General features: G+C 38.9%; 14 protein-coding genes. 5 read left to right on the forward strand and 9 right to left on the reverse strand.

The window, feature by feature from the left end:
• Nucleotides 1-169 precede the first annotated feature (169 nt).
• The 7 genes from FN831_RS15835 to FN831_RS15865 form a co-directional block, all read right to left on the reverse strand.
• Complete coding sequence (locus tag FN831_RS15835; RefSeq protein WP_142529166.1) at nt 170-820, reverse strand: hypothetical protein; 651 nt, start codon at nt 818-820, stop codon at nt 170-172.
• A gap of 141 nt (nt 821-961) precedes the next feature.
• On the reverse strand, nt 962-1,717 hold the full coding sequence (gene istB, locus FN831_RS15840; protein ID WP_142529167.1) for an IS21-like element helper ATPase IstB: 756 nt from the start codon (nt 1,715-1,717) through the stop codon (nt 962-964).
• A 14-nt stretch (nt 1,718-1,731) separates the two neighbouring features.
• The gene (istA, locus tag FN831_RS15845) at nt 1,732-3,291 is read right to left on the reverse strand and encodes an IS21 family transposase (RefSeq protein WP_142529168.1); all 1,560 of its coding nucleotides are present in this window, start codon (nt 3,289-3,291) and stop codon (nt 1,732-1,734) included.
• A 1,084-nt stretch (nt 3,292-4,375) separates the two neighbouring features.
• Nucleotides 4,376-4,648 carry a metallophosphoesterase gene (locus FN831_RS15850; RefSeq protein ID WP_142529169.1) on the reverse strand — a complete coding sequence of 91 codons (273 nt, stop codon included), beginning with the start codon at nt 4,646-4,648 and terminating at the stop codon, nt 4,376-4,378.
• 60 nt (nt 4,649-4,708) lie between these two features.
• Nucleotides 4,709-5,362: a PDDEXK nuclease domain-containing protein gene (locus FN831_RS27945; RefSeq protein WP_221931345.1), complete on the reverse strand. Its 654-nt coding sequence runs from the start codon at nt 5,360-5,362 to the stop codon at nt 4,709-4,711.
• A 702-nt stretch (nt 5,363-6,064) separates the two neighbouring features.
• Nucleotides 6,065-6,715 carry a hypothetical protein gene (locus tag FN831_RS15860; protein WP_142529170.1) on the reverse strand — a complete coding sequence of 217 codons (651 nt, stop codon included), beginning with the start codon at nt 6,713-6,715 and terminating at the stop codon, nt 6,065-6,067.
• Between the two features lie 29 nt (nt 6,716-6,744).
• Complete coding sequence (locus FN831_RS15865; RefSeq protein WP_142529171.1) at nt 6,745-7,329, reverse strand: hypothetical protein; 585 nt, start codon at nt 7,327-7,329, stop codon at nt 6,745-6,747.
• Nucleotides 7,330-7,711: 382 nt separating this feature from the next.
• On the opposite strand from FN831_RS15865, the gene FN831_RS15870 reads away from it, so the two are divergent.
• The 5 genes from FN831_RS15870 (at nt 7,712) to FN831_RS15890 (ending at nt 16,055) form a co-directional block, all read left to right on the forward strand.
• Nucleotides 7,712-8,287 (forward strand): RNA polymerase sigma-70 factor, encoded by a 576-nt coding sequence (locus FN831_RS15870; protein WP_142529172.1) that lies wholly within the window; start codon nt 7,712-7,714, stop codon nt 8,285-8,287.
• Nucleotides 8,288-8,373: 86 nt separating this feature from the next.
• Nucleotides 8,374-9,486, forward strand: coding sequence for a FecR family protein (locus tag FN831_RS15875; RefSeq protein ID WP_142529173.1), 1,113 nt, complete (start codon nt 8,374-8,376; stop codon nt 9,484-9,486).
• A 163-nt stretch (nt 9,487-9,649) separates the two neighbouring features.
• Complete coding sequence (locus FN831_RS15880) at nt 9,650-13,108, forward strand: SusC/RagA family TonB-linked outer membrane protein (RefSeq protein ID WP_185960505.1); 3,459 nt, start codon at nt 9,650-9,652, stop codon at nt 13,106-13,108.
• Between the two features lie 18 nt (nt 13,109-13,126).
• Nucleotides 13,127-14,527 carry a RagB/SusD family nutrient uptake outer membrane protein gene (locus FN831_RS15885; RefSeq protein WP_142529175.1) on the forward strand — a complete coding sequence of 467 codons (1,401 nt, stop codon included), beginning with the start codon at nt 13,127-13,129 and terminating at the stop codon, nt 14,525-14,527.
• Between the two features lie 7 nt (nt 14,528-14,534).
• Nucleotides 14,535-16,055: a TlpA family protein disulfide reductase gene (locus FN831_RS15890; RefSeq protein ID WP_142529176.1), complete on the forward strand. Its 1,521-nt coding sequence runs from the start codon at nt 14,535-14,537 to the stop codon at nt 16,053-16,055.
• Between the two features lie 55 nt (nt 16,056-16,110).
• Here the strand turns inward: FN831_RS15890 and FN831_RS15895 are convergent, their stop codons facing one another.
• Both FN831_RS15895 and FN831_RS15900 read right to left on the reverse strand, forming a co-directional pair.
• On the reverse strand, nt 16,111-16,512 hold the full coding sequence (locus tag FN831_RS15895; protein WP_142529177.1) for a hypothetical protein: 402 nt from the start codon (nt 16,510-16,512) through the stop codon (nt 16,111-16,113).
• Between the two features lie 847 nt (nt 16,513-17,359).
• Entirely contained in the window at nt 17,360-18,343 is a 984-nt protein-coding gene (locus FN831_RS15900; RefSeq protein ID WP_142529178.1) for a helix-turn-helix transcriptional regulator, read from the reverse strand.
• Nucleotides 18,344-18,515 lie beyond the last annotated feature (172 nt).

Here is an 18,515-nt window from a genome sequence, read left to right on the forward strand (position 1 = left end):
GGTCACTTTACACCGAAATGAGGGGGTCAATTTAGAGCGGAATGAAGCGTCAGTTTAATTGCGGAATGAAGAGGTCAGTTTTGGCGAAACTCCCATACAACTTTTCCAGTTTCATAAGTGTATTGAGTAAAAACCAGTTGGAATGATTATCATACCATTAATTGCTGAATCAGGGACCAATTTTCGAAACTCCCGGCTTTGTTGATTTATCCAGAATACCTGCTGCCAAACATGCTTTTGTTGAAAAGTTCAAACTCTTCTTTAAGTTTAGCAAAACTTCTTTTTGGTCATCAAAAAGCATATCCTCTGAAATTATGGTTTTCATAACATTTATAGCTCCCAGCTTTTCCCCGAAACAGAAACCTTCAGAATTTACACATGCAAAACTGATGTCCGTACCGCTCATTTCCGCTTCAAAAATGTTATATAAAACCTGATACTTTTCATCTGTTGGAGCTGCAACCAAACCCCAGCCGTTTCTATGCAGATAAAGTCTGATGATATCCTCATTAGAAGAGCCCATATCTTTTACTATTCGATCCCTGTATCTTTTAAAAAAATGTGGTGGATAAATGGTCGTCATATTCTTATCTATACCTAACGTTGCAAGATAATTACCATCCTGCCTGTTGTAAATCGCACAAATACCAATCAGGGGTTTTGCCCAGTCACCCCGTTTTGATGCATGTAGATTAACTACAAAAAGATTCTTCTTAAACCTTGTTCGGCAATCGTATGTGTGATAAACAGGATAATTGCGATATTCCAACAGCTCTTCAATTCTGTACTTTTTTATACCTGTAGTTGGTTTAGATTTCATAATAAATGGGTTTTTTAAAACCTCCGCTCAAATGGTAATTCAATTACATCGAAACTTTCCGATAGTTATTGCGAATTGAGTGGCCACCATCTTTGAAACTCCCGGACTTTGGTCTAGTGGCCACTTTTATCGCTTCATTATTTATTCATACGCATTATCTTCCATCTTTTTAGGACGGGTCTTTCTCATGGATTCTCCGGTGGCGTCAATTCTATGCGCATTATGAACTATCCTGTCAAGCACCGCATCTGCAATGGTCTTTTCGCCGATTATATTATACCACTCTTTTACCGGAAGTTGTGAAGTAATGATCAGGGACATCTTGTCGTGTCTGTCCTCAATGATGTCCATCAACATTGCTCTGGATGTGGCGTCCAATGGATGCAAGCCGAAATCGTCCAGGATAAGCAGTTCAGCTTTTTCAATTCTGGTCATCTCTTTGATGTAACTGTTGTCTGCCTTAGCCTGTTTTAACTTTGTGAAAAGCTTGGGTGTACTCCAGTACAATACTTTATACTCTTTAGCGCAAGCCTGATAGCCTAATGCCGATGCGATATAGCTCTTGCCGATCCCGGTAGGCCCGGTGATCAATACATCTTCATGCTTTTCAATGAACGTGCATTCAGCAAGCCTCATGATCTGATTACGGTCGATGCTCCGGTCACGGTGAAAGTTGATGTCCTCTATCGACCCCTTATACCGGAATTTTGCCGCATCTATTAGCCTGTTGATCCTGCGGTTAACACGATCTTCGTATTCTGCTTCCACCAAATCAGCCAAAAATTCATCAGGGGTATATCGCTCTGTATTACCAGTGTCCAGGTGGGTTTTAAAGGTGTGGAACATGCCAAAGAATTTCATTTCTCTGAGCTTATCTAAAGTGTCTGAATTGTTCATAATAATCTTTAAGTCTATTTGTAATATTTTTCACCTCTGATGTTCTTATGGCTAGGCATTGGGAGTTCACCAGCGAATGGGTTTTCACGATAACTATCCATGTTTTTCTCCAAAATGGATTGGATAGATTTAAACTTAGTGTGTACACCAAAGTCCATTGCCCTCCGACAAGCACCAGCCAGGCGTTCGGGGCCGAACTTTTTTTCCAGACTCAACACACCCTCACATGACCGATTGATTTGATCAACATGTCTGTTACTTTCCAGCATCACTGCAATAACTGCCCTCACATCTTCATGGATGGCAGCAGCCCGTTCTAAGTATCTTTCTGGTGAGCGTTCTGTGGAGTACTGGTGACGTTGGCTCAGGTGATTTTTGTTGGTGGTATAGGCGTATTTTGTTTTGTCCCGTTTATGAACTGCGATCCGTTCGTTTTTGAAAAATATTTCAACAGTTGAAACGGTATACAGGATTTTTACTTTAGAATGTACAAAGCGAAACGGCACACTGTAGTAATGTTTATCCTGCCCTAGATAGGCATGACCATCGGTCTTAACTTTCGACCAGACCTGATCCTTCATTTCAAAACGATCCACCGGAAGCGCTTTAAGTTCTTTCCGTTCGATCTCCTCAAACTGCATTCTACGGCTGTAATCACGTCCCTTAAGCAAAAGGTTATTGTGAATTTCCAGGTTTTCCCAAATGGCTTTGTTCAATTCGATAAGGGAGTGATGGACTTTCTGTTTAACAGGGAGATAAATCCGGGTATACATAATCCGGACAGCTCCTTCTACAAGCGCCTTATCTCTTGGTTTATAGGCTCTGGCAGGCAGCACGCAAGTATCGTAATGTTGGGCAAAAGACTCAAAGGTCTGATTTAGGGTCGGTTCGTAACGATGGCTCTTGATGACAGCCGCCTTCAGATTATCCGGCACGATGGCTGAGGGGACTCCGCCGATATAGTGCAGCGTATTTTCGCAGGCTTTAACAAAATCCTCTTTTTGCTGACTGGCAACCGCTTCAATATAAGTAAGCTGACTTGCGCCTAAGATCGCCACGAAAACCTCGACGTCAATCACTTCACCGGTTTCTTTGTCGGTATAGCTTAACTTTTTACCTGCAAAATCAACAAATAATTTATCTCCTACTTTGTGCGTCTGGTGCATGGTGGGACTGACCTTTTCTTGCCACAATCCGAAGTAGTAGCAGAACTGCGTATATCTATAGCCGTCCGGGAATTCCCTTATGTACTCTTCATGAAGGGTAGTTCTGGTAACACCGGTACGCTTCAACTCTTTTTCCATTTTAGGAAAGCAGCGTACCAAGGCCTCCATCCGACGATTCTTTAATTTAGGTTTTTCTTTAATCTCTCCAAACAGATCGTTCAGTTCATCGTCATCGAGGTTATCAACGTCTTTAATGGGATAATTGCTAGCCTCAAATGCTGCGATATATTTTTTTACGGTATTGCGGGATATTTCGACATAGTCAGCAATCCTCTGCTTTCCCTTCCCCTGGTCATATAACCTTAGAATTTGTCTAATTTTATTCATGCTTATAGTGGTATTAGCCATTTAATTGAATGATTAATAAATCCCCAAACATGGATAGCCTGCTTAGCATGAAGCAAAGGATTGAAAATATTCATCTATTTGAACTGGATATTACTAGCCTAATCGACCATTATCCCTTCAAGAAAAAAACTATTCTCTATCGCTCGCCCAGACTATTTTAACACTTATTCTGAAACTTTGAGGTCTCTCTGGCAGGAAAAATCCGTGCTAAATCTGCGGCTACACCATAAGAATGGAGTATCATAATGTTAATTCTGGCACGCTGATTTTGCCCAACATCAAATCCGGGTGACGTAATAGTACAACCTGAATTAAAAATACTCGGTCAAATTGCGGCGAACCCCAATCAAATTGGGTAAACATCCTGTTATCTGATAATTAGATTATATCAACACAATCCCGGTGACTTTGTCAGTACTCCCGGTAGGAAAAATTGTGTTCAATCAATGGCTGCACTGGTGACATGCAGTAAATAACATTTTTAACAAGCACAAATATATGTATTGTATGGAAACCTCCAAATCTAAATTAAAAAGCTATCGTGGGAGGCGCGTTAAAGTAGCTGATCTATCATCAATCCCGAATCTGTGTAGCCTGCACTTGAAATAGATAAGTATTAGTCATTTGAAACTGCACATGCTTATATTGGTTATTAAATATCAATTTCATGAAAATAAGTCATAGTATGTAAAACGTCAATATAGGTTATCGAATTGGAGGTAAAGCGGATGGGTTCAGGTTCCGGCACCTGGGTATGTCCTACCACCTAATGGTAACCAGTAAGCATATCAAGCATTGTTTCCTTACGATCAGTCCAAATCGGGCTACCAAGCCCCAAGTCCCCTGATTCGCCCCTGTGTATCCCCTCGCTGTACAACATGTACCGCTGCTGAGGGGTTCCTATCGCCTCAACCTTGTTAATTAGGTCGGCAATAGAATCATTATCATCCCTGATCTAGCTGATGATGGGTGATTTTAAAAACTCCCGATACCAGGAGGCAGAAATCCCTGCGTGGGTAAAAATATAATTCCCCCGCTGGTAAGCCATTTGGAAGCAATCTCGGTTCTGATTCAACAATTCGGTTTACTGCCTCTGCATGCCAGCAGGGAAACCTTTGATCTGATACCTGGGGAAATGCAGATATTGGACTTCGTGATTGCCCAGGAGCAGAATAACCCTATTCCAATACTTGCGTTTGAGTTTGATGATCGCCATCAGGTTGTTATAAATAGCGTTATCTTCTTCAGTAAAAGAATCTACATAATCACCTAAAAACACCACCTTGTCAAACTGCTTAAAGTCAATATCCTGCCAGGAATTGCGGCCATGTAAATCCGGAATAATAATATGCTTCATCTTTTCATAAGCGTATTTTATATTTTGTAAGATAAAAAAGCCTCAACGGTTTTTACGAACTTAGTTCTCTCCGCTTTTTAGTTCGTTTTCTATTTCTTCTATTGTAGGGAGACTACTTTTCAGGTTGTCAGGAAGTGTTTCGGTAATCTCAAATTCGCTCACGCCCATTGGTCTATTAATGTCTCTAAGCGCAAATTCCGCTTCTATGTTGTTTTTATCTCTGCAAAGCAAGATACCAATGGTCGGATTGTCATCAGCTTGTTTTATTAAGCTATCAACAGCCGATAGATAGAAATTTAATTTCCCAACATACTCCGGAATAAACGCAGTATTTTTGATTTCTACAACGGTATAACATTTTAAACGGGTATGGTAAAACAACAAATCGAGGTAATAGTCGGACTCACCGACTACCAAATGGTATTGCCTGCCTATGAATGCAAATCCCTTTCCAAGCTCGAGCAAAAATTTAGTGATGTGCTGGACTAGTTGATCTTCGATGTCTTTCTCTTTGTACGGTTTAGTCATTGTCATAAAGTCAAAGACATATGGATCTTTAAGGGTTTGTTGTGCCAAATCAGAGACAGGATCGGGTAATGTATGTTTGAAATTTGTAATAGCTTTTCCGGTTCGCACATACAAATTTGTCTTTACTTGCAATGCCAAGACTTCACGACTCCAATTATTTTCAATAGTTTGACCGATATAGAACATGGCTTCGGTTATATCTTTTGACTTGGTGAAAATTAGTATGTTATGTCCTCAGGGAATCTGTAGTATTACATGGTTGTCTAATTGGTCAACAAGCTGTTGACCAATTGCAGGTTGATAATAACTATAAAATCTTTTGCAGTATTTAAGATTTGGTATAGGATAATCCTCTCATGTTCGGAAAATCAACCTTTAAGTCTTTAGCTACCTGCTCAATAAGTTTATCCCCCCCATTGAACTTCCTTTTCACTAATCATTTTACCTAGCTCCCAATAGAAACGTATTAAAGCTGCGTTAATGGTGATTGCGGCTTTCATTTGCGAGGAACGAATTTTCGACTTTAGCTCACTGAGACAGATTTTATATTCTTGAGGTTTATCCATTGTTAAACTGCTTTTAAATTCTGTATAGACATCCTCTTCATTCGTGTTTTACTGTTCTATGATAATACATTATTCAAGAAACTGCCAATAACCAACACAGAAGAGTTGTTTCCGCATTAACATACAAGGCTACTTTCTGTCTCGCATCTTCAATTAAGTGGATTACACCTTTAAGTATATTATTTACATGTAATTCAGGTTTTCCATAGGGAGTTTAATATAGGCGAGTGTCAGTAATTACCGTCGCCAAAATTAATTAAAGTTCACTGTATAACCACAAAGCCATTGTGTTCAACGCCTTTACATGTTTAAAAGTATTTGGCTATACCGTTGAATACACAAATCTCCGCATTTCGTTCTTGCCGATGGTAATTTTTGTACTACTGCTTTTGTTAATATTCTTTATAGCCTCCTCTATAAATGTAGGTTTGAGATGCCCTTTAAAATGCTCAATACATTTTCTAAAAATTTCCAGACCAGTTTTAGGGGTTAAAAAATAATCAGTTTCCTGCAAACTAGAAATATACTCCTGGACTTTCTCAGAGGAAGTATTACATTTTGGAAGAATTTGTGTATCCTTTGCCAGTTCTGTAAAAGAATGAAGAAGAACATACCGTCCAGAAACATCCTCCTTAAAAATCTCATACGAGTTGGTTCCCTCACTATTAGCAGTTGCAAGGATATACAGATCATAATTAAGATCAGGTAGTGTCAAGTACATGACCTGATCTAAAGAACAATCAAAAATATGTTGCAGATAATTGGTTTCTTTTGCTTTATATATTAGTTTATGTAACGGGTTCTCTACGTCTCTAACATACAATGCTCTAAAACCGAGCAAAAAGGATAAATCTCTATCGGAAAAACCCTTGGACACACGCAGATCCTTTACTTTATAACTCTTTTCAAAATCGATCGCAGTCCGCCCAAAGTAATGGGCAGATTGATTCTTTGCTACCTGTGGGTGATCCATAATTGCGAATTAACAAAATTCTAAATCAATTAGCCATTAAATTTAGCCTTTTGATAAGTAACATCAGCGGGAGGTGGTGTTTTAACGATAATCCCTATTGATGTGGCTCGGTCTAATGGAGAAACAAAATCTGTTGTTTGCCAGGTTTTATTAAATCGTCTATTCGCTTCATCCGTAATTTCTTTTGTGGTTCGAGGTAAATTCAAAAAATCACCATCTTCCAGCATGTTATATAGTGCACCCGTCGGATATAAATCCTTTTCGATTGTTTCAATTTTCTTTACCACTAACTTATCTTCGACTTTAGCACTAGGATAGAAATCAGCCATAGTATACACTGTTTTTATCTGATTCCTATTATCAGGGATTAGATCAAACTCCGTTTGTCTGATCTCAGCAACTCTACTAAACTTTTTTGTTAATATATGTAACTGCGAGTCCGTATATGCAGCACTACTAGTTTCTGTTTCAATTGTTCCAACTAGATTAGCATTTGAGCCTGGATTAATCATTTGAGAAACCTCACGCTGAGATAATCCCAACTCCATCCGAATTTGGCGAATCTTATTTATTATATAAAGTACAACTGCCGATATATAAACTGCTTTGCTCATTAAGCAAAGTATCAATAGGACATTTTATGCTTTGTCTAAAAAATAATTTTGAATTACATGTATTTTTATTTAAATTAGCTCTGACAAAGAACGTAACATATTAAAAGAGAGAAAAAAAGAAACTAAATAGAAAATATGCTCCAAATTTTTGGAGTGGTATTAATAAGAGTCTCGCGTGCGAATTCCGAGTTTTGCTAACGGACGAGGCAATAGGTTAATGCCCATAATTGTTATTTGCGTACTTTAGTACCGCTATAGCAGTATGGGCTCCTATTGTGTATCGTTCCTAAGGCCCTCGGAAGCCTGCACGACGGTACCTTTAGGGGCCCGCTATAGCTTTTCCCCAAAGGTACTTTGGGACTCGTTACATGGATAACGAGCGATGAATAGTCAACATAAAGCCGAGTACGAACCACTATCTGACACCGATCTTATCGTTCTTTTACGGCATGGCGACCACGCTGCTTTTGCTGAAATTTATAGGCGTTACTATCCACTTATGCTCAATTTTGCTGTCAGAAAATTGTATGACGAGGACTTATCTAAAGATTTTGTACAGGAATTATTTACCAACGTTTGGGAAAAGCGGGAGACAATATTAGAATCGGGGAATCTTCGCTCATACCTTTACATATTTATAAGAAGCAGAATACTCAATCACTTCAAAAACCAAAATGTCCAAGCTAAATATATCGAAGTTTTAAAACAAGCATTTTCTGTTGCTGGATATGCTCAAACAGACTACTTGGCAAGGGAAAGATCGCTGAATGAATATATTGACAGACAAATCAAATCCTTACCTGAAAAAATGAGAATAGTGTTCCAAATGAGCAGAACGGAACACCTTTCCCACAAGCATATCGCACAAAAATTGAACACTTCCGAAGAAAATGTGTCTAAGCACATTACTCGGGCTTTAAGATCTCTTAAGACTAAACTTACAAGCTGGATATTCTAATTAGATTGAAGATGATTTTTTTTCATCTTTAATTGTCCTGTCCTATACATTCCTCGTTGTACAATCTAAAATCAATCCTAAAGGATATGACAACAGAGGAAATAAAGCAAATACTTGAACGATATAACACAGGTCAATGTACTGAACTTGAAAAAACCATCATTGAAGAAACCTTAATGCAATTCAATGAAGATCAACCTGGATTATCCGAAAAGAAATTAGAAAAACTCGGCAATGAAATTTATAGAAATCTGCCTGGGTCTGATGGTAAATCCAGAAGGATTAAACTATTGTCGATAATTACAGCCGTTGCCTCTGTCAGCCTTATTGGGATTATTACTCTATTATTTTATCCACGGCCTAATACATCATCAATAGAAAATAAGTCCACCTTCAATATTACCCCTGGTGGGAACAAAGCGACCTTAACACTGGCAAATGGCAAAACCATCAATCTAAGTGCTGCTAAAACCGGGATTATAATTGATGATAATAACATAAAATATATTGATAGTACCGCCATTACAAACAGGAGTGGTAACGCTCCAGGAATGGCAACTATATCTACCCCTAAAGGTGGGGAATATCAAATTGTGCTTTCTGACGGCACCAAAGTATGGCTTAACGCCGCCACAACCTTACAATTTTCTGCAAACCTAATGAGAGAGCGGGGGGAGCGAAAAGTAAGGCTGGAGCGCGGCGAAGCCTACTTTGAAGTATATAAAGATAAAAAACGCCCCTTTGTCGTGGAGACGGGGCAGCAAGATGTATTGGTACTCGGCACACATTTCAATATAGACACATACGAACCTGGCTCAATAAAGACAACATTACTGGAAGGCTCTGTAAGAGTACAAAGCAATGTCCATACGTCTAAAACAAAATCAAAAATTCTAGTGCCTGGTGAACAATCGGTAAATAAAGCAGGAGCAATCGAGGTAAGAAAGGTAAACACCAACATAGAATTAGCCTGGAAGAAAGGCAAAATACAGTTTGTCCGGGCTGATCTTAAAACTGTCATGGGCATGATCAGCAGGTGGTATGACATTCAGGTTGTCTATCAGTACTACCCTGTTGAAGGCAAATTTACTGGTTCCATTTCAAGGTCTAAAAATATTTCAGAGGTGCTAAACCTTCTGGAAACGACCGGAGACGTTCGGTTCAAAATTAAAGAAAGGCAGGTATTGGTAATGAAGTAAAGACCATTTGGTGAATAGCAACCGGGGGCAGCGTAGGAACTGAATCCCCCGGTTTGGCTCAGAAAAAAATAACACGTTACAATCAACTAAACCGAGACAAATGTACAATATTTACTTATACGGTGCGCCCGCCAGGAGCCGCATGGTCAAATTTTTGATCATTATGAAGCTAAGTTTTTTCTTCTTGATCATACCCTTGATGCAGGTTGCAGCTTCAACCAGCGCACAAACTATAACCTTAAACAAACAAAACACATCCTTAACGGGCGTTTTTGAAGAAATCATGACGCAAACAGACTATGATTTTTCTTATTCAGAACAGCAAATTTCTAAAGTTGGCAGGATCAATATTTCTGTTACCAACGCCAGTATCATAGAAGTACTTGACAAGTGCTTTGAAAAGAAACCATTTACTTACAGTATTCAAAATAAAACCATTACAATTAGGAAGAAAGAATTCACTTTTTTTGAAAGTATAGGGTCCCTTCTGCGGGAAGTAACTATTACGGGATCAGTTGCCGATACTCTGGGTAAACCTTTAGTCGGAGCGACCATTAAAATTCTTGGGGAGTCTATTACTGTCAGAACAAACGACCAGGGTGGTTTTACGATCATAAGTAAGCGAAATAATGGTGTCCTTGTTATATCCTATCTGGGTTACAAAACTCAGGAGGTAGGTTTTAGCGAGGTAAACGTGGGGCCTTTTGAAGTAACTTTAAAAGAAGTTGAAAGTGGTCTTCAAGAAGTCGAAGTTGTGAGTACGGGCTTCCAACAACTTCCTAAGGAACGAGCAACAGGCAGTTTCATATTAATTGACAGTGCATTATTGAATCGCAAAGTAAGCAGAAATATTTTAGACCGCCTTGATGGGGTGACAAGTGGTTTAATATTTAATAAAAATAAGACCGGTAATACCTCAGATATTAGTATTCGCGGTCGAAGTACCATCTTGGGCAACCCTAACCCTTTAATCATTCTTGATAATTTCCCTTATGACGGGAATCTGGAAAACATTAACCCTATGGATATAGAGTCAGTTTCAGTTCTCAAAGATGCGGCAGCAGCTAGCATATGGGGAGTACGGGCAGGAAATGGTGTAATCGTATTGACGACAAAGAAAGGAAAGCTGAATCAAAAACCGCAGGTTAGTTTCAATAGTAATGTCACCATTGGTACTAAACCGGATTTATATTATTTACCACAACTTACCAATAAAGAATATATCGAAGTGGAACAATTCCTATTTGATAAGGGCAGGTATAACACTGCAATAAACAATAGGTACGGGGCTCTTTCTCCAGCAGTTGAGATAATGCTTTTAAGAAGAAACAATAATATCAACGATAGTAAACACGCTACTATGCTCGATTCTATAAGCCAACATGACAGCAAATCTGAGTTGAATAAATACTATTACAGGGAAAGTGTTACCCAGCAGTACCAACTAAACGTAAAAGGTGGTGGGCAGTTCAACAAGTATTACGTTTCTCTTGGATACGATAATAATCTTTCAAATACGGTTGGTAATAGTACGAACCGCCTGACATTGAATGCAAATAATAGCACCAATTTATTTAACAATAAGGTAGAACTATCAACCGGGGTTATTTTCACCTTAAACAACATCAATAACGAGGGCTCTACATACAAGCCACGTTACCCTTATTCCCAAATTGAAGACGCAAATGGAAATCCCCTGGCCGTAACGAATGGAACACTTCGCCTTTCGTATGTGGATACTGTAGGGGCTGGTCGCTTACTCGATTGGCACTATCGCCCGCTGGATGAGCTCCGCAATAAATACCGGACATCAGCCGATAAAATGACTGACTACCGCTTCAACACTGGCATAACTTATCATATAGTCAAAGGGCTCGATTTTTCTGGAACCTATACATTCCAGAAAGGTGTACTGAATTCAACGACAAGCAATAGTTTACAATCTTACTCAACCAGAAACCAAATTAACCTAATCACTTCAATAGATCAAACGACAGGTGTAGTGACAAGGCCAATCCCGTTAGGAGATATTTTAAGCAACGTGAATAGTTCTTATTATTCGCACTATGGAAGGGGGCAATTCAGTTTTAACCGTAGCTTTTCCCAAAAACACCAGGTCAGTGCAATAGCGGGCTATGAGATAAAAGATTACCGTGATGATGTGTCCTCTTACATGTTATATGGCTATGATCCTGAAACGGCTACAAACCTCAATTCTACGATCAACTATGCGAACGAATACCGCTACTATTATAGATCGCTTTATACAACAATAAATCCCGGGACCAGCAATTACTGGAATGTTGATAGGTACAGATCATATTTTGGAAATTTCTCTTATACTTATGACAACAAATATATTGTGAGCGGGAGTGCACGCAGGGACGAGTCCAATATTTTTGGTGTTAAAACTAATCAGAAGGGGGTTCCACTTTGGTCTGCAGGACTCGCCTGGAATATCAGCAGCGAGCAATTTTACAGCTCATCTTTGATTCCTTATCTGAAACTTAGGTTAACGTATGGGTATAATGGAAATGTAGATAAAACTACTTCAGCCTATCTTACAGCCAATTCTATGTCTGGATTAAGTGTATGGGACGAAAACTTTCTGGAGATTGTTAATCCACCAAACCCATCTCTGCGGTGGGAAAAAGTTAAAAATACAAATATAGGAATCGACTTTGGTACACGAAATAATAAGATTACAGGGTCTATCGAATATTGGATCAAAAAGGGGAAAGATCTGATCGGAAATAGCCCTATCGCCCAGCAAACTGGTATCACTACCTATAGGGGGAACAATGCAGACATTACAGGCCACGGGCTCGACATTTTGTTAAATTCAAATAATATTGTTACTCCAACTTTTACCTGGCAGACGAATTTGCTTTTCAATTACAATACGGACAAGATTACAAATTACAAAGGTAAACAGGCCAGTAATAGCAATATTGTTAATAACAATTATCAGAACCCAATAGAGGGACACTCTTATTATTCATTATTTACTTACAAATGGATGGGATTAAATGCGACGGGCGATCCACAAGGAATATTAAATGGTCTGGCAAGCACTGATTATTCCAGTATCGCCTATTCGTATAAACCAGAAGACCTGGTTTATAGCGGAACGCTTACCCCTCAATACTACGGAAGCCTCCGAAATACGTTCAATTGGCGGCAGATAGAACTGAGTTTTAATATCACCTATAAATTTGATTATGTATTCAAACGGACCTCGTTGGATAATACACTCCTTTACGGTACATATTCCACTTACGAAATGCCTGATTATGGTAAAAGATGGCAACAACCAGGAGACGAGTCGACAACAAATGTGCCCGCACTGGTATATCCTTTGGATTTTGCACGTCAGGAACTTTACAATAATTCGGAAATTCTTGTAGAGAAAGGCGACCACATACGCTTACAGGATATTCGTTTAGCATATACTTTAAGGCTTAAACAATCAAAACTGCCTTTTCGAAGTCTACAGGTGTATAGCTATGCATCTAATATTGGAATTCTTTGGAAAGCCACGAAATATAAAATTGATCCTGATTACCCCAATGCCTTACCTGCTTCAAGAACACTGTCTTTTGGATTAAAAGCAGATTTTTAAAATTTAACTATAGTTGATATGAAAAAGAATATACTCACCTTTTTAAAATATTTTCTGATCCTTCCTGTTTTTCTTTTTGCCCCAGCCTGTAAAAAGGGGTTTTTAGATGCCAAGCCGAACTCTTCAATTGTTACACCTAAAACCCTTGATGACCTGGAGGGGCTTTTAAAAAACAATCTAATAACCCAATCCACGCCAGGGCTATCGCAAATGGCATGTGACGATTACGTTTTTGCAGGTTACAATGAGTGGCAGTCAGCGAATACTGTCGAGCGCAATTCATATATTTGGTCTAAAGATATTTTTCAGGGTGCAAATAACGTATGGGCCTGGTCTTATCCTTACCTCGGTGCTTTTTATAGTAATAATGCGCTGGAAGGGCTTGATAAAATAGAGATGACACCTGCCAACAGCAGCCAATATAAGCAAATCAAGGGGTGGGCATATTTTGTACGGGCATTTATGTTTTATGATTTGGCACGTCATTTTTCACCCGTCTATAACGCAGCCACTGCTCATACAGACTTAGGAATACCATTAAAATTAAGAACAGAAATAGATGAGGTCGTTCCCAGAAGCTCCCTCCAGCAAACATATGATCAGATTTTTATAGACATTAATCGTGCTATCCCGTTATTAAATAACCTGCCGGAATCAAAGCGCAACCGCCCATCAAAAGTATCTGCTTATGCACTTGCGAGCAGAATCTCATTAAGCATGCGCAATTACCCCAAAGCTGAAGCTTACGCAGATAGTACATTAAGACTGTACAATAATTTGATAGACTATAATACTGTAGACACGGTGACAGAGACACCGTTCTTGATAGATAACCAGGAAGTTTTGTACAGTGCTACCACACCTGGTATTTATTTTGAAATTAATGGCAAAACGACCACAAATACCTCTGTTATTCCTAACCCCGACATCGTGAGTTCATACCAGCAATTCGATTTAAGAAAGCCTATTTTTTTTATAACGAACCCCATAGGCCAGCTCAGTATGAAACATGGTTATGAAGGATTATTTTCTGCATATCCATTTAGCGGGCTAGCCTTAGATGAAATTTACCTGATTAAGGCGGAATGTCTTGCACGTCGGGGAGAAATTATTCAGTCAATGACATGGCTTAATAACTTATTGATAAAAAGATTTTCTACAGGAAATTTTGTTCCAGTTTCAGCGGCAAATGCAGCAGAAGCATTGTTAATAGTCCTAGGAGAACGCAGAAAGGAACTCATCTGGCGTACCTTAAGGTGGGACGACCTTAAGCGTTTAAATTTAGAAGGTGCAAATATAACTTTAACCAGAGTATTAAATGGTCAGACGTATTCAATAGCACCCAACGACTCACGTTACGTGTTTCCTATTCCTGACGATGAAATCGCTTTAAGTGGAATCCAACAAAATAAACGGTAGAAACCTTATGAATAACGCATTAAAAATATTCCTTTTCATATTTTTCTGCATCATTAGCCAAATAAGTGTGGCTGATGATAAGCAAACTTATAAAACTATTATTAAAGGAATTTTTACATCACCAGATGTAAACGGTAAGCCAATAACCCTATATTACGCGTCTGAATATTTCGGGATTTCGTCCCTACCACTAAGAGGAAATAAGCTTAAAGCAAAAATAAAAGATCAGACTTTTGAATTTGAATTTTCGGAACAGGCGCCCTATCTATACTTCCTGTTGGAATATGTGGATGGTAGTGATGCTAATTATGCATTAAAATATCCTGAAAGACTTAAAGTCAATTACAAAACACTATTAATTAAATCAGGAGCATCTATCGTAATTAATATCAGTGATAAGTCAGGTATTTCAATCTCTGGTAAAGACGCCGAATTGATAGATTGTCAGTTTAAACTGGATAGTATTTCAAGCAATACATTCAAAGCCGGCATTAAAAAAAATAAGCAGCCCAGTACTTATGAAAAACTGTTAACGTTAGCGAATCATTATGAGGACATCTATAATCGGCAACGTAGCTATTTACAAAATAATTGTACTAAAATTGATAGTTTTTCAAAAGAGGTTATTAAACTTGACTGTTATTTTGAACTTGAAGACCGTTTAATGTCAGCAAGTCGGTCGATTTTTGATAATACCGCTGACGTACAGAAAAAGAACAAGGACAAACTTAAGTTTTATATAGATCATTTCCTGTTTAGCACATATCCAATCGAGAGTACCGAAAAAGCAGCCTTATTTTCAAGACAGTACGTTGACTTTCTGATCAAAAAACAGATAAGGGATATGGATATTCTAATGGAAGTGACAAGTTTATGGGTAAGGCCAACTTTTGGACAATTGTATGATAAGATGAGTCAAGCTTATACTGGGACACTTAGGGAAAAAATTCTCGCTGGTTATTTTCTTAATCAGTTTGTGTTAAGTGAAGCGCCAGAATATTATTTAGATTTAGCTTTGAAATCGTTTAAGATTCCGGAATACAGAACCATTATACAAGACATTAAGAAAAGTAGAGGGACTGGTGAGCCTGCTTTTAATTTCAGTTTAACAGATACAACTGGCAATAACGTAACCCTTCAAATGCTCAAAGGGAAGTTATTGGTACTCGACTTTTGGTTTAGTGGATGTGGTGGCTGTGCCTACTTAAATGAAAAAATGTCGCCAGTTTATGAGTATTATAAAGGTAATCCTAACATTCAATTTGTAAGTATATCGACAGATAAAAAGGTTGAGACATGGAAGAATAGCGTTAAGTCCGGTGTTTATTCTCATACTGGGAGTTTGAATTTATTTACGGATGGTCTGTCCAGAGAACACCCGATCATTAAACACTATGACATCTACGCTTATCCAACATTAATTTTGATAGATAAAAATGGAAACATTATAACAAGTAGCCCACCTCACCCACGTACGCCTGAAGCAGCTCAACGTTTTATCAGCTTGATAGATCGCAATCTAAATTGAACGGGAAAGGCTCACACTTTCCCGTTCAATTAATTTGGCACCTACTTATTGTGGATTAAGGATATAAGCCAGGGCTGGAACCGCTAGCCACTGTCAAATAGCCCGCAGTAACATAGGCATTTATTTGAGATGCAGTGTAAGGTTCATCCTCCTGATCTGGGATATTTGCTTTTCCAGATGGCGTCACATTGTATTTACAATTAAGTGTTGCTGTTCCTGTGCAAGCATTTGATGCAGATGTCCTACCAGTAAATGAGTTTAATGAGCTTTGAACAAGAAAATTGTAAGTTATCGTTCTTTTTTTGTTGACAGTTTCTTTTGCTTTGGCATTTGCCAGTTCTTGCACTTTGTTATTCTCTGCTTTAAAAGCAAAGGTTAATGTAATAACTCCAACCATTAGCAACAAAGCAAAGGCTCCAAGCCATGCTTTTTTAAAATTAATCAGGTTTCTTACCATGATTATGCAACCTTTTATAATAGCAAAAAGGAAGAAAAACTTTATATTTATGTAATTAAGTTGTGGGTGTCTTTTAGTAGACCTCACTGAATTCCTTTGTATCCCGATACATTGGTTTCATTTCCCGGATAGCCCTGCCCCGACTATCCGGGTTTGTTCGAAATATCGAATTATTATGGTCGTGAACTATTCTGTTAACCACTCTCTTTCGGGCGTAAGGGCAATTGAAGATTGTCTCCAGGTGTACTATAAGATAATGTACAAAGGCAGACAGGTAACATAGCATGAACCGGATGAACAGCGCTGCCATATAGGCAAGCATTGCCGCTAAGGATATGATCCTGGCAATGTCTATTATTTTCGCTGCATCGACAATTTTCATTTCTCTACCTTTTTACTTCGTTGTTCTTAAACTCCGCTGGCACTGCCTTGGCACCACCTGCCCATTAATTGTTTGCACTTTAAGGTTGTACCTACCTTCCCTGTACCAGATCCGGCATCTTCTTACCAGTACCGACCGGGATCATTTGCGGATAGCAGCTGTTGCTTCTGGGACTGTTACCCTGTTTCTGGTACTTCACCGTCAGGAATGAACGGCCAGCAGCACGGTACTACCCATCCATATTTTATATCTTCAACGGCCTGGGGCGAAGGCTTCGAGCCATTGGCTGGCAGTGTTGTTTATTACAGTGTTCATAAGCATTCTTTTTATCGAATTGAATTTGAATGGGTTAACTTTAGTAAATTTCGGTAACGAAACTATCATATTCATGCAAAAATGGTTTCATTTTTCGCATGTTTTTAGCACGATTATGATAGTTTAACCTTAAAAACCACGTTTAATGGCCTATCGGTCGCTTCTTGGAGAGCTATTATAGTGCTTTTTGTACACAAAAGTAAAATGTGCATGGCTTTTAAAACCTGTTTTAAGGCCGATTTCTTTTACGGATAATTTCGTTTTTTGCAATAATTCATGTCCGTAGTTCACCCGTAAAAGCTCAATATATTCGTGAACAGTATATTTTAGTTGTTCGTGGAAGGCATGGCGGACGGTGCGTTCGGTAAAAGGAATCTCCTCTAACAGTTTCGACAGGATATCCGCATCGCGCTCCGTAAAATGGCCATCGAGATGAGCCTTCAACTGCACAACGGCATCCAGTAAGCTCAGGCTTTTATTACCAGATAGCAGCATCTGATGATATTCTTCAAAAAGACCCATGCAGTTATCAGTTATACCAACTTCCAGCTTACGGGCTGAAACAGGATCTATTTTATAAAGCTCTCGCAGAAAACCACGCATCCCCCTTGTAATGGGAAACTGGAACATATGCTCATACATGTTTGTTTTCTGCTCAAAGCCTAACATGAACTCCGCAAAATGGGGATAGGTCTGTAAATGGTTTTTAAGCCATCCGGGTCTGGTAGAAATATATAAAAGGCGATGAACTCCTGCTGGGAAATGCACGAAAAACTCTCCTGTTTTATTATAGGTAGGATAGCAAATCCCTTTTTTTGCATTCGAGATGGGCGTGCCGTCGGCCATGCTAAAACTTACATTTCCTTCAAGCATAAAGAAGAGAAACAGGGCTGGATCCTTAATCAGGTAACTCATATCCAGGCTTTCTGCTAGCCTGACCTCCATGAGTTCAATGTAAAACAGGTAATGGCTGTATCGTTGCGAATAACAGCTACCCTCTTTGAAGCGGATCAATTCCTTATCTCCATAGCTTACTTTATAACGAACTTTTTTAAGGAAGTTCTGACTGATCTTGCTACTTCTGTGTGGTGACCTGAACCGTAGCTCTATCGGCCTTTGCATGTTCTGCCCCATCTCATTCCGTTTTAAGATTACATGAAATTGGCGTAATCAGATGAATTTTAGCAAAAGATACTCTGGTAAAATTAGAGCTGTCTTTTTTGCCTAGAAAAATTGCGGGAAAGATGTCTGTACCCGGACAATAAGCATTAGTGGAAAATGCTTCGGCTACAGAGGGGTTAAAAGA

This window comes from Pedobacter westerhofensis (assembly GCF_900182595.1).
In the GTDB taxonomy this organism is placed as follows: Bacteria; Bacteroidota; Bacteroidia; order Sphingobacteriales; family Sphingobacteriaceae; genus Pedobacter; species Pedobacter westerhofensis.

Bases quoted from the DNA above. Each gene is read 5' to 3' on its own strand.
- FN831_RS15885 (WP_142529175.1), top strand. From the start codon at position 13,127: ATGAAAAAGAATATACTCACCTTTTTAAAATATTTTCTGATCCTTCCT.
- FN831_RS15850 (WP_142529169.1), bottom strand. From the start codon at position 4,648: ATGAAGCATATTATTATTCCGGATTTACATGGCCGCAATTCCTGGCAG.
- FN831_RS15880 (WP_185960505.1), top strand. From the start codon at position 9,650: ATGAAGCTAAGTTTTTTCTTCTTGATCATACCCTTGATGCAGGTTGCA.
- FN831_RS15860 (WP_142529170.1), bottom strand. From the start codon at position 6,715: ATGGATCACCCACAGGTAGCAAAGAATCAATCTGCCCATTACTTTGGG.
- FN831_RS15875 (WP_142529173.1), top strand. From the start codon at position 8,374: ATGACAACAGAGGAAATAAAGCAAATACTTGAACGATATAACACAGGT.
- istA (WP_142529168.1), bottom strand. From the start codon at position 3,291: ATGGCTAATACCACTATAAGCATGAATAAAATTAGACAAATTCTAAGG.
- FN831_RS15835 (WP_142529166.1), bottom strand. From the start codon at position 820: ATGAAATCTAAACCAACTACAGGTATAAAAAAGTACAGAATTGAAGAG.
- istB (WP_142529167.1), bottom strand. From the start codon at position 1,717: ATGAACAATTCAGACACTTTAGATAAGCTCAGAGAAATGAAATTCTTT.
- FN831_RS15890 (WP_142529176.1), top strand. From the start codon at position 14,535: ATGAATAACGCATTAAAAATATTCCTTTTCATATTTTTCTGCATCATT.
- FN831_RS27945 (WP_221931345.1), bottom strand. From the start codon at position 5,362: ATGTTCTATATCGGTCAAACTATTGAAAATAATTGGAGTCGTGAAGTC.
- FN831_RS15895 (WP_142529177.1), bottom strand. From the start codon at position 16,512: ATGGTAAGAAACCTGATTAATTTTAAAAAAGCATGGCTTGGAGCCTTT.
- FN831_RS15865 (WP_142529171.1), bottom strand. From the start codon at position 7,329: ATGAGCAAAGCAGTTTATATATCGGCAGTTGTACTTTATATAATAAAT.
- FN831_RS15870 (WP_142529172.1), top strand. From the start codon at position 7,712: ATGAATAGTCAACATAAAGCCGAGTACGAACCACTATCTGACACCGAT.
- FN831_RS15900 (WP_142529178.1), bottom strand. From the start codon at position 18,343: ATGGGGCAGAACATGCAAAGGCCGATAGAGCTACGGTTCAGGTCACCA.